Source organism: Gammaproteobacteria bacterium, from assembly GCA_029882975.1.
In the GTDB taxonomy this organism is placed as follows: domain Bacteria; phylum Pseudomonadota; class Gammaproteobacteria; order SZUA-152; family SZUA-152; genus JAJDNG01.
Genome location: JAOUJW010000020.1, coordinates 1 through 12,168, shown reverse-complemented (window position 1 = coordinate 12,168; position 12,168 = coordinate 1). Strand labels below are relative to the sequence as shown.

At 48.1% G+C, this 12,168-nt stretch carries 11 protein-coding genes; 8 read left to right on the top strand and 3 right to left on the bottom strand.

The features are described 5' to 3' along the window. Positions 1–26: 26 nt before the first annotated feature. Complete coding sequence (locus OEY58_14500) at positions 27–1,670, bottom strand: PfaD family polyunsaturated fatty acid/polyketide biosynthesis protein (GenBank protein ID MDH5326663.1); 1,644 nt, start codon at positions 1,668–1,670, stop codon at positions 27–29. A gap of 224 nt (positions 1,671–1,894) precedes the next feature. Continuing rightward, positions 1,895–2,602 (bottom strand): 4'-phosphopantetheinyl transferase superfamily protein, encoded by a 708-nt coding sequence (locus OEY58_14495; protein ID MDH5326662.1) that lies wholly within the window; start codon positions 2,600–2,602, stop codon positions 1,895–1,897. Between the two features lie 137 nt (positions 2,603–2,739). Here OEY58_14495 and OEY58_14490 point away from each other — a divergent pair, with 137 nt between their 5' ends. After that, positions 2,740–3,486 (top strand): DUF4197 domain-containing protein, encoded by a 747-nt coding sequence (locus OEY58_14490; protein ID MDH5326661.1) that lies wholly within the window; start codon positions 2,740–2,742, stop codon positions 3,484–3,486. A gap of 13 nt (positions 3,487–3,499) precedes the next feature. On the opposite strand, the gene OEY58_14485 is transcribed toward OEY58_14490, so the two are convergent. Further along, complete coding sequence (locus OEY58_14485; GenBank protein ID MDH5326660.1) at positions 3,500–4,234, bottom strand: ParA family protein; 735 nt, start codon at positions 4,232–4,234, stop codon at positions 3,500–3,502. Positions 4,235–4,411: 177 nt separating this feature from the next. On the opposite strand from OEY58_14485, the gene OEY58_14480 reads away from it, so the two are divergent. The 7 genes from OEY58_14480 (at position 4,412) to yegQ (ending at position 12,088) form a co-directional block, all read left to right on the top strand. Beyond that, complete coding sequence (locus OEY58_14480; GenBank protein ID MDH5326659.1) at positions 4,412–4,738, top strand: helix-turn-helix domain-containing protein; 327 nt, start codon at positions 4,412–4,414, stop codon at positions 4,736–4,738. A gap of 32 nt (positions 4,739–4,770) precedes the next feature. Beyond that, a complete protein-coding gene (locus OEY58_14475; protein MDH5326658.1) occupies positions 4,771–6,024 on the top strand; it encodes a type II toxin-antitoxin system HipA family toxin in 1,254 nt (417 codons plus the stop codon). A 121-nt stretch (positions 6,025–6,145) separates the two neighbouring features. Beyond that, on the top strand, positions 6,146–7,582 hold the full coding sequence (locus OEY58_14470; GenBank protein MDH5326657.1) for a M20/M25/M40 family metallo-hydrolase: 1,437 nt from the start codon (positions 6,146–6,148) through the stop codon (positions 7,580–7,582). A 181-nt stretch (positions 7,583–7,763) separates the two neighbouring features. After that, a complete protein-coding gene (locus OEY58_14465) occupies positions 7,764–8,168 on the top strand; it encodes a response regulator (GenBank protein MDH5326656.1) in 405 nt (134 codons plus the stop codon). Between the two features lie 16 nt (positions 8,169–8,184). Further along, positions 8,185–8,547, top strand: coding sequence for an Hpt domain-containing protein (locus OEY58_14460; protein ID MDH5326655.1), 363 nt, complete (start codon positions 8,185–8,187; stop codon positions 8,545–8,547). Then, a complete protein-coding gene (locus OEY58_14455; GenBank protein MDH5326654.1) occupies positions 8,544–10,649 on the top strand; it encodes an EAL domain-containing protein in 2,106 nt (701 codons plus the stop codon). Before OEY58_14460 ends, OEY58_14455 begins: the two co-directional genes overlap by 4 nt. Positions 10,650–10,726: 77 nt before the next feature. Next, positions 10,727–12,088, top strand: coding sequence for a tRNA 5-hydroxyuridine modification protein YegQ (gene yegQ / locus OEY58_14450; GenBank protein MDH5326653.1), 1,362 nt, complete (start codon positions 10,727–10,729; stop codon positions 12,086–12,088). The last annotated feature ends 80 nt before the right edge of the window (positions 12,089–12,168 follow it).

The window sequence follows — 12,168 nt, the reverse complement described above, 5'->3', positions numbered from 1 at the left end:
AGCTCTACTGTTACATTTTCTCGATACTACTTTAATTCTACGGGATCGGATTGGTAGGATTGTGCCGGCATGGGGACCCCATAGCAGCGCAGTTGGTGGGCTCGGGTAATTGCCGCCGCTCCTTCCATCAGGTTGTAGGCGACTTGTGTAACGGTGCGGTTCTCCGGGTGTTCCAGAAAAGAGTGCTTACACCATTGATTGAAAGCGCCCATGGCAGGACCGCTCCATATTTGGAAGTCTGTTTGCCGGTTGATATCCCCACGTCTGGCCCAGTGGGAGCTTTTACCGAGGTACCAACGAAACACCAATGCCATTTTAAATTTTGGATCTTGTAACGCTTTGCTTAATGTATCGGGATGGCGCTGTTGCCAAAATGCTTGTGTGTGTTGCCAAACGTCTTGTAACGTGCAACGAAAGATATTTTGCTCTAAGTCGACCACAGCTTTTTCAGGAAGTTCTTCCAGGCTGTTGTATCTGCGATATAAGTCATACAGCTTTAGGGCCCGTGGTGCAAATAAAGAGCCGCACTTCGCCACCTGTAGTTTTACACCCATTTCAAACATATCTGCTGCCGGTGCCATGGCGACATCCGCTATGCCTTGCCGGGCCAATATTTGTTTAACCAAATCGGATTGAGCTGCTTCACGGCAAGATTGATTGATGGAGCCGGTTACAATGTAAGCGGCTCCCAGGCTGAATGCAGCGGCAGCTGCGGTCGGGGTACCGATACCGCCGGCTGCACCGATGCGAATGTTTGTACTGTAGCCGTAACGTTGTGTCAGTTCATCGCGCAGTAGGGCTACTGTGGGCAGTAGGCTGGTCAAGGGCCGATTATCTGTGTGTCCGCCGGAGTCGGCTTCCACCGTAATGTCTTCGGCGATAGGAATGGTTCGAGCTAAGGTGGCTTCCGCGTGAGTGATCAAGCCTTTTTTCAGTAATTTACTAAGCAGTACATCCGGTGCGGGAGACATGAATTGCGATGCGACTTCCGGTCTGGATATTTTGGCGATCACTTTGTTGGGTTTTACCAGTTTGCCGGATGGATCGCGGTGCAGCCCGCTGCAAGCATAGCGTACAATGTGCTCATTCAAACGCATGAAGGCTGAAGCAGAAACGGTATGGACCCGATGCGTCAGAAAACAGTCAACCGCTTGTTGTTCCATGTAAGATTCTTGCGGCGAATGAATAAGGTTCACTCCCCAGGGTTTTTTCGGGCCCAATGCGGTTGTTAAAGTTTTAATGCTGTGTTCCATTTTGTGTAGCTCCATTCCTCCTGACCCCAGTATTGCCAGCATATTGGCCTGCGCCATAGCTATCACCATATCGGTGGAGGCAATACCTTGGGCCATTTCCCCGGCGATATAGGGGAAACGTACGTTGTGAAACTCGTTAAAGGAACGATCTCCCAGCCATTCCGGATACAACGGTGGTAAAAGCCCCAAGGTTTGAAAGCGATCTTGCGCACCTGTCTGCACGTTAGAAAAACCTGTTTCACTGGATTGGCGCAATAAGGCGGCCCCCATGTGTCCACTGTGTACGTCCTGTAACACGCAACAGCTTTGTCGAAAACGCCTGGCACACTGAATCAAAGCCGAAGGAGTAAACGCGGGTTCCTCTAAAGTCGCAACGCCGGAGGGCAGGGCTTGGGGATGATCTAACTGCTTATGCATATCAAACAAATGCTCACTAATGTAGCGCAACAATAACTCAACAACGGTATCATTGGGAAGAGTAAGAGCGGTAACAATACTGTAAATACCTTAATCGCTTGGAAGCGGTGGTCACACTAATGCGTTTCATCCTTACGGTACTTTGCATAAGACGTTTTGGTGCTGTGTGTTTACATTTTGCATACGGTGAAGCTGTCAGTATCCGTAGTGTGGGTGGAAAGTGATCAGATGTTGTGTTCTATGGCTACAGCCAGTTGGTAGGGTAAACCGTTTGTGCTGGGAATTGCCAAATCTTTTATAAGCCAATTGGATTGGATGCGGTCCTTGTATTCAACCCGGCTTTCCGGCTCGCGCTGTGTGCCAATATATATGGAACGTAAACCCATACTGAGGCCTTGTCCGTTGGCTTTTATGTAAGCCTCCTTGCGGGTCCAGAGACGAAAAAACGCAGTGTACGCGGCTTCCTCATCCAATTGTTCAAATTCAGCCAATTCTTTCGGGTGGGATATGTAACGGCTCATGCCGTTCAGGTTTTTCATGGGTTTGTGCTGTTCAACATCAATACCGACTCTTACAGTGCCAAATATAAACGCTGCCATATCACCGGAGTGGGAAATATTGAAATACAAGGGTGTTTGCCGGTCCTTGTCTGACACCGAAGGTTGGCCGTAGCGGTTGTAATTAAATTGAACGCTTTGCGGGCTTTGTTGCAAATAAGTGCCGAGCCACATTCGTAATAATCCTCGTACCTGCGAAAAACGTCGACCGTGTTCCGGATTTAAGAAGCGCGCGGCACGTTGTTGTTCTGTTTCATTGAGGTATTGACTTAACCGGGGTTCCTGCGCCAGATCGGTGATCTGGGTAGTGAACACATGGATAGCATTTTCCAATAGCGGGGGCGGAAAATGCTTTAGACGGAGTAGTTTGACCATAGGGTTGGTGTTGCATCGAAAACACCCAGTTTACCATTGCTGTTGTTGGAATGGGAGCCGCTCATGTGTGGTAGGGGTGGCCCGCGAATTGCAGCCCGACGTCTGTGCTGCGCTTAACTGGATAAATGGAGGACTCAATGGTGTCGGTTCGGGTGTTGTTCGTGATCTTTGGGATATGGTTTGCCATGGATGCCAATGCCGGGTGGCGCGATTTGGTTGATAGCGTAAAAAAGGAAGTTAAAGACGTTAAAGAAACCGTTCGTAATAAACCCGCTGCACTCAGTGAAAAAGAAGTGAGCCAGGCATTGAAACAAGCCTTACATATTGGCGCACGTAAATCCGTTGATGTTTTGGGCAAAAATAATGGTTTTTTTGCTGATGCCAGTGTGAAAATTTTAATGCCTGAAAAGCTGAAGAAAGCGGAAAAGCTGTTGCGCAAGCTGGGGCAGGAAAAACTGGCGGATGATTTTGTGAAAACCATGAACCGGGCGGCGGAGTCGGCGGTGACAACCACGTTTAAGGTTTTTGCGGATGCCATTCAGGCAATGACGGTGAGTGATGCTTTGCGTATTTTAAAAGGCAAAGATAATGAAGCCACAGAGTATTTTCGGGAAAAAAAGGGCGCTCGTTTACGCATACTGATTTCCCCTATCGTCCAAAATGCGACTAGGCAGACGGGTGTCACTGCCAAATACAAGAAATTGGTAAAACGTGCGAAAAAAATCAATCCTTTTCTATCCAAAGACTTGCCGGATATTGATGCGTATGTAACGGAGAAAACCCTGGACGGGTTGTTTACGAAAATTGCGGTTCAGGAGAAAAAAATTCGAACCGAGCCTTTGGCTCGGACGACGGATTTGCTAAAGAAAGTTTTCGGGCGCTAAATACGTATCAGAATTACAGACGGATACCCGGTAGCGGTTGAATTTTAGCCACTTTGTTGATGCTGCGGGGAGCGGTGGTCAATTTTGGCGACACTAATTTATTCAGTGGGTTGCTCAGCCAATTAATCAGTGGTTGAAATTCTTCCCGTTCTTTGCCCGTATCCCGGTCTAGCTCATGGATACCCAATCCTTGCGCGTACGCATGAATATAGTTGTCGGAATCGGATAAGCGCGTAACAAACGGCAGTTTCAACGAGGTTAAAAACCGTTCTAAAGGTTCATAAATGGGCATGGAAGCGCGAACCCGGTTCGCCAATACGGCCAGCTGGGTTTTGGTTTGTCTGACTTTGCCAATTAAGAGCAAATCACGGATAAAATCTGCGGTTGCGTGAACGTCAATGCTGGAAGGTCCCACAGGGATCACAATACAATCCGCTTTGCGAACCGTTTCCTGCAATAACAGACCTTCTACTCCTGCAGGGACATCAATGATCAGTTTTTCTGTGTCGGTCGGGACATTCATTTTCCAGCTACGGATTATGCCGGTTTTTTGTTTGGCGGCATTAGCGCCATGAATCGAGTTGGCGGAAACCGGTCTGAGTTTTAACCACTGCAAGCTGGAACCTTGAGGGTCATAATCCATTAGGGCAGTTTTAAATTCCTGGCCGGCATAATAGCTGGCAAGGTTGGTTGCTACGGTAGATTTACCGCTGCCACCTTTGGAGTTGAGTACTAGGATCGTTTGCATGGCGTTTCTCAATACAAATGGGTTTGGCCGTTAACGTCTATAACGGCGTTTCCAAAAGTCTACAAAAGGTTTTGCTTCAGATTTGTGAACAGATGCGCGTTTTGGACATTTCCCCAACTTGACGTCAGGTTTTTTTATGGATAGTATATTATCTATTAATAGAGTAAAAGGTATGTTATGGATAATATATTACCTGTAAGTATGATTTCGCATAAAGAACTGATGCAATTGTTGGCGCAACGTTTCCGACGTTTACGCTTGGATCACTTCAATTGGTCTCGTGCGTATTTGGCAGACCAATCCGGTGTTACTGAGGCAACCATCAAACGATTTGAGAACACGGGCCAAATAACCATTGAAAATATATTGTTACTGGCCATGGCCATGCAATGCCAGCAGGATTTTCTAAAACTATTTCCTTTACCTGAAACAGGCTCAATTGCCGAGTTGGAGCAGCGGGCGGTGCGACGGCAACGGGGGCGATCCAGGCCTGGCAATGACTGAGCTGGCAATTACCAAGGAAACCCGGCTAAAACATGCCTAAGAAAACCGAAATAAGTAAATTAAGTGTGGTATTGCGCCGGGGGGGTGAATCACTTCCGGTGGGAGAGCTTGCGGAAAGTCGGGGTCAAATTTACTTTGAATACGACGAGTCGTTTCGGCAAAGAAATTTGGAAATTTCCCCATTTAAATTACCTCTGCGACAAAAGTTTTTCCAGCAAATCAGCCGATCGGAATTATTTGGTTTGCCCGGGGTGTTTTACGATTCCTTGCCCGATGGGTGGGGTTTGTTGGTGATGGATCGGGTGTTTCGCAGTAAGGGCTTGGATCCCGATTCCATATCGCCTTTGTCCCGCTTGGCCTATGTGGGGGATCGCGCCATCGGCGCTTTGTCTTATAAGCCGCAAAGTGATCTGTTTGAACCCGGGCAGTCATTGGCTCTGGATCTGGCGGAATTGGCGCGGGAGTCGGAATTGATTTTGGAGGGGGAGACAGAACATGTTGTCAAAGAAGTGGTGGTTGCAGGCGGCTCCCCGGGTGGAGCCAGGCCTAAGGCGCTCATCGGTTTAAATGTCAGCACCGATGCAGCGGTGTATGGTGTTTATGATATCGGGCCTGGCTACGAACACTATGTGGTGAAGTTTAGAGGTTTTCGCGAACCGAAAAGCGTCGGAATTGTGGAATATATATATTCCATCATGGCAAGAAAGTCCGGGATCAATATGCCGGAAACCCGTCTGTTACGCTCCGGCCAGGATCAATTTTTTGCAATAAAGCGTTTTGACCGACAGGGTAACCTGCGGGTCCATACACATACCTTGGCGGGTTTGTTGCACTCCGATTTTCGCAAGCCGGAGATCAGTTATGGACATTTTCTGAAAGTGACCCAGCATTTGACTCATAATCACGAGGAGGTGTTAGAGGCATTTCGGCGTATGGTGTTCAATATTTTGGCCTACAATCGCGACGATCACGCCAAGAATTTTTCTTACATTATGGATGCAAACGGTAGCTGGTCTTTGTCGCCGGCGTACGATGTGGTGTATTCCGCCGGAGCTGCCGGATGGCATACGATGGACATTAGCGGTGAAAAACATCCGCAATTACAGGCAGTATTGGCCTTGGCCAAAGAGCATGGAATTAAAAAAGCCGCGGCAGTGGAGGTGGTGGACCAGGTTCGCATGGCGGTGTCCGCCTGGAACGAACTGGCGCAGGAACACGCGGTGGATTATGAAACGGTGCAAAAAGTACAAACCGCCCTCGATTCGATATCACCACACATGCTGTGATATTAGCGAACACGATTTGTCCTATTACACGACTGGCAATGTCGCCAAGCCCGCTTGTGGTATATACTTTTCCTTTCCATCTGTGGATAAGTGTGTACCGAAACAGTATTGAAGGATAGCTATGGTCCATAAACCCGAGGAATCCATTTTGGATTTTGTAGAGACCTTCTGGGATGCGTTCATTGTTCCCACTTTGGTGGATTACATTAAAATTCCCTGCTTATCCATAGACTTTGATCCTCAGTGGCGAAGCCATCCCTACATGGAAGATGTGCGGTCTTTGGCTCTGCAATGGTTAGAACATCAGGCTGAAGCCGATTGGACAGTGCATGCCGAGACACTTCCGAATAAAACACCTTTAATCCTGGTGGAAATTCCACCGGCCGGTGATCCTGCCAACACAGAGACTGTGCTCCTGTACGGCCATTTGGATAAGCAGCCGGAGATGGAAGGTTGGCGCGAGGGCTTCGGCCCCTGGATTCCTATTATCGAGCAAGGACGCTTATACGGCCGCGGTGGCGCCGATGATGGTTATGCCTTGTTTGCCGCCGTTGCGGTGGTTAAGGCCTTGCGGCGGTTAAAGCGGTCTCATGCGCGAATCGTGATTTTAATAGAGTTTTCCGAGGAAAGTGGCTCACCCCATTTGCCGGACTATTTGCACCACTATGAATCCGTCATCGGAGTGCCGGCTTTGGTGATTGCGCTGGACTCGGGGACGGGAGACTATGAGCGTTTATGGTCTACCACATCGTTACGCGGCATGTTGGCTTGTAATGTCACGGTGGAGGTGCTGAAGGAGGCTACCCATTCCGGCATAGCCAGTGGCATTGTGCCCTGTTCCATGCGCATCATGCGTGAATTATTGGAGCGATTGGAAGACACCCGCACAGGTGAAGTACTGCTCACCGAGTTGCATGGCCCGATACCTGAGGCGAGATTGCATCAGGCGCAACAAACAGCCGCTTTGATCGGCAATGATGCGCTGGGTGGGTTTAGTAGCATAGACGGTTTAGAGCCGGTCAGTGATGATCCTGTGCAAAGGTTGCTTAACAATACCTGGAAGCCCACCGTGTGTGTGGTGGGGCAGGATGGTATTCCTGCCGTAAAAGATGCAGGCAATGTGTTGCGGGCGTATACACGTTTTAAACTTTCCTTTCGATTACCTCCCAATGTTACTGTGGAAACGGCTAAAACGGCGATCGAGCAGCAATTGTCGCGAGACTCGCCTTATAGCGCTCGTGTCAGTGTGGAATTTGATCAAGGGGGTAAAGGCTGGGATGCTCCTGAATTGGCTCCCTGGTTGCAGCAGGCCAACTCTGAAGCGTCGACATTGTTTTATGGGCAAGATGCCGCGTATACCGGTTTAGGTGCCAGTATTCCTTTTATGTCAATGTTGGGGGAGAGTTACCCCGAAGCACAGTTCTTAATCACCGGGGTGCTGGGTCCTAAGAGCAACGCACACGGACCCAATGAGTTTTTACATATCCCTTATGCGAAGAAACTTACTGCCTGTGTGGTACACATTTTGGATCAACATAGCCGACAAACGTCGGGATAAGTCCTACTCTTTGCATTGTTGTTACAATCGGTCACGAATTAACAAACTGTTTTCAATAAAGTATAAAAGGGTTTGGTGGTTTACCGATAAGCGTTGAGAGGCAGCACAAACATATTGTGCAACCGACATCGTAATTCGTGGAAAGTGTGGGAGTGTTTTAGTGCGTCAATTGGTGGAATTTATGAGTGACGTAAAGAGCGATAAGGCATGCAAAGTCCTGGTTGCGGAAGACAATAGAATTAATCAAAAAGTCGTGCTGGGTATGCTGAAAAAGCTGGGTTATGAAGCTGATCTGGTGGAAAACGGCAAAGCCGCCGTCGTTGCAATACAAAACAACGATTATGCGATGGTTTTGATGGATTGCCAAATGCCGGAAATGGACGGCTATGAAGCGACCCGACAAATACGCAAATTAGGGGGTACAGCACAAAGTATTCCGGTGGTGGCTCTGACAGCTAACGCCATGATGGGGGACAGAGAAAAATGCCTGAATGCAGGCATGGATGACTATATGGCCAAGCCTGTACGGATGGATCTTCTGAAACAAACGTTAGGGGTTTGGACCTCGCGTCGTTCGGAACTCTAGTTTAGCGGAGGCTCGTATGCAATCGAGTGAAAACACATTACCTGTTTTGGATCCCAATACCATTGATGCGCTCGTGGCGGCATTGGAAAATGAAGTTTTTGAATTGTTCGATGAATTTGTAACTGATGTGCAATTGGAATTGGAAAGTCTGCATGAAATGGCCAAGAGTCAACGTTGGCAGGAAATGGCAATGGTGACCCACACAATCAAGGGTTGTGGTGGTAATTTGGGAGCCAGTTCTTTCGCAGCCGCCTGCCAGGTTCTGGAAGATACGGTCAAAGCGGAGCAGGGTCAGGACCTCGATGGCTTGATCCATAGTGTAGAAACAGAGTTTCAAAAAGCCAAAGAAGCGATGCAGAAAATCAGTTCCGGGCGATGAGTACCCCTTTAGACAAGTCTATCAGCGAGCCGACTGCGGTTACTTTGTTAATCGTTGACGATGACAATATTACCCGAAAAACGCTGGCTAAAACCCTGGGGAAGGTTGGTTACAACACCATAGAAGCCTCCACTGGAGTGGAAGCTTTGTCCCAGTTTGAACAGTTTAAACCGGACATGGTCTTGATGGATGTCATGATGCCCGAGATGGACGGTTATACGGCATGTCGAGAGCTTCGTGATACCCTGGGAGCGCAACATGTTCCCATTTTATTGTTGACCGGGTTGAATGATGTACAATCAGTGGAAAAGGCGTTTGAATGCGGCGCAACAGATTTTATCACCAAACCGGTTAATTGGTCGTTACTGACCCAACGGGTGAAGTATTCCTTACGCACGCAGCGGCTCTATGCAGAGCTGATAAAAAAACAGTCACAGTTGTTTCGGGCCCAAAAGCTGGCAAAACTGGGGTACTATGAATACTTTCTGCAAACCGATGAGTTGGTTTTTTCCGAAATCCTGGAAAAAATTCTGGGTTTGAACCACAGCGAATCGTTGGAAAAATTTTTGACATTTTTTACTGAGTCAGATGCAGGAAGTATCAAATCCCATTTGCGCCAGACCATTCACAATGCTTCTGAATTTCACATGGAACATGAGATGCAAGTGGGTGCGGAGACACGCTATGTTCACCATTTTGGTGAGCCTTTGCGCGATAGTTATAACAATATCATAGGTGTCGCGTGTGTCATACAAGATATCACCGAAAGGCGAAGGGCTCAGGAAACCATCGATTATCAATCCAACTATGATCGCGTAACCGGGTTACCCAATCGTCATCACTTTCAAATGATGTTAGAGCAACTGGAAGATGATGAAAACTTGCATGCGCTGTTAGTTGTTGAGTTGGATCGCGTTCGCGAGCACACGGCGGTTCTGGGGCATCAGGGATTTGACAGGCTTTTGAAACTGGTGTCGGAAGACCTAAACTTATTGCAATCAGAGCGGGTGAAAGTGGCGTATGTGGATGGCGCTTCTTTTGCTGTGTTGTTGGAAGACATAGACCATGTGGATACGGTGAGCGGGTATGTGGAGCAAATTCTAGGGTTGTTACATAAACAATATTACGTTAACGGATTTGACATCTTTGCCAGTGTTAGCATCGGCCATTGTCTGTTTCCGCTGGCGGATACGACAGCGCATTCCCTGTTAAAAGATGCATTGGCTGCTTGTCATGAGGCTAAACGTCAGGGTGGAAACATGGGTTTGATGTTTTCTCCCGGATTGAACACCTTGGCGCGTAATCGGTTGTCCATTGAGGCGGAAATGCGTCGCGGTATGGAGCGCGGTGAATTTGAAGTTTACTATCAACCGAAGATACGGGTACAAGACAAAGATATTGCGGGTATGGAAGCTTTGTTGCGTTGGGAGCATCCGCGGCGGGGTCTGGTCTCACCTCTGGAATTTATTCCGGTGGCGGAAGAAACCGGCCTGATCCATTCATTGGGCCACTTTGTGTTGCAAACGGCTTGCGAAGAAACACGAAAGCTGCATGCGATGGGTTATGATCACTTGCGCATTGGTGTTAACGTATCGCCGGTTCAGTTTAATAAGAAAGATTTTCTGGAGGATGTAAAACGAGTGCTGGCCGCTACAGGTCTGCCACCAAGCTCCTTGGGTTTGGAAATCACTGAAAGTCTGGCCATGCAAAACATCGATAACACTTTAGCCGTGTTGGGTAAGGCCAGGGAAATGGGTGTTTTGACTTATATCGATGATTTTGGGACCGGGCATTCTTCGTTGAGTATTCTGCAAAAACTCCCGGTGGATTTCTTAAAAATTGATCGTAGCTTTATTAAGGAAATCGATGGTTTAGAACATAGCGGCATTTTAGCAAAAACCATCATAGCTATGGCACAAAGTCTGAACTTAAGAATTATCGCCGAAGGCATAGAAACCATAGAACAATATAAATTCCTGTTGGATAATCACTGTGATTTGGTTCAGGGGTTTTTGTTCAGTAAACCTCTGCCGTATAGGGATTTTGAGAACTTTCTTGCACTACATTATATGGATAAAGCCCCGGTTAAACGGGCTGGATAGTCCTTTTGCTCCCCCGCCCTTGTTTAGGGTAAACTAAGCGCCTTCGGGTGCAAACCCCTTCCTGTGTAGATAGACTCATGAAAGTTCCAGAACTTCTTTCCCCTGCGGGCAGCATTAAGCACATGAAATATGCTTTTACGTTCGGTGCCGATGCCGTATATGCGGGGCAGCCGCGCTACAGCTTGCGAGTACGAAACAACAGTTTTACCATGGAAAACCTGGGTTTGGGTATTGAGTACGCCCATTCCCATGGGAAAAAGTTTTATGTGGCCAGTAATATTATGCCGCACAATGCCAAAGTCAAAACCTATTTAGGCGACATGGCGCCGGTTATTGCGATGCAACCGGATGCTTTGATCATGGCCGATCCGGGTTTGATTTTAATGATCCGCGAAACCTGGCCGGACATGCCTGTTCATTTGTCTGTACAAGCCAATACGGTGAACTATGCGGCTGTGCGTTTCTGGGCGTCATTGGGGCTGACTCGAATCATATTGTCCAGAGAGTTGTCCTTTGATGAGATCGCGGAGATTCGCCAACTATGTCCTGATGTGGAATTGGAGGTGTTTGTCCACGGCGCGTTATGTGTAGCCTATTCGGGGCGTTGTTTGTTATCCGGGTATTTTAATCATAGAGACCCAAACCAAGGAACCTGCACCAACGCCTGCCGTTGGCAGTACAATCTACATAGCGGTGAAACCGACGACTGTCATGATGTCCAGAAACTCAATGTGGATTTTATGGCACAGATGCAAGCACCGGCTCCGCAATTCGAAGAGAAGCCGCAAGCGCGTCATCCTTTGGCGGATGCCACGTATCTTATTGAGGAAGCGAACCGGCCGGGACAGTATATGCCCGTCATGGAAGATGAACACGGCACCTATATAATGAATTCAAAAGATCTGCGCGCTGTACACTATATTCATCGTTTGGTGGAAATGGGTGTGGATTGCCTCAAAATCGAAGGACGGACCAAGTCTCATTATTATGTTGCCCGGACTGCCCAAGTGTATCGCCAAGCGATAGATGATGCGGTGGCCGGTCGGCCTTTCAACCCGCTATTGTGGTCACAGTTGGAAAATCTTTCTAACCGGGGCTATACGGATGGATTCTATCAACGCCATGCAGACCAGGAGTATCAAAACTATCTGGAGAATTACTCCAATACCGGTAAACAGCGCTTTGTGGGTGAAGTGCTGGATTACGACGCCGGCAGCAGAATGGCTCACGTGGCGGTTAAAAACAAACTGTGTTTGGGGGATGAAATAGAAGTGATTCGACCCGATGGTAACCGCGAATTCGTGCTGGAGCACATGTTGGATATGCACGGAGCTCCGTTGCAAGAGGCATTAGGCAGCGGTTACGAAGTGAAAATTGTCCTACCGGAAGGGGACAATGGTATGGCTCTTTTGGCGAAAAAAGAGCCTTCAGCGGTATAGAGAGCCTTCAGCGGCATAGAGAGCCTTCAGCGGTATAGAGAGCCTTCAGCGGTATAGAGAGCCTTCAGCGGTATAGAGAG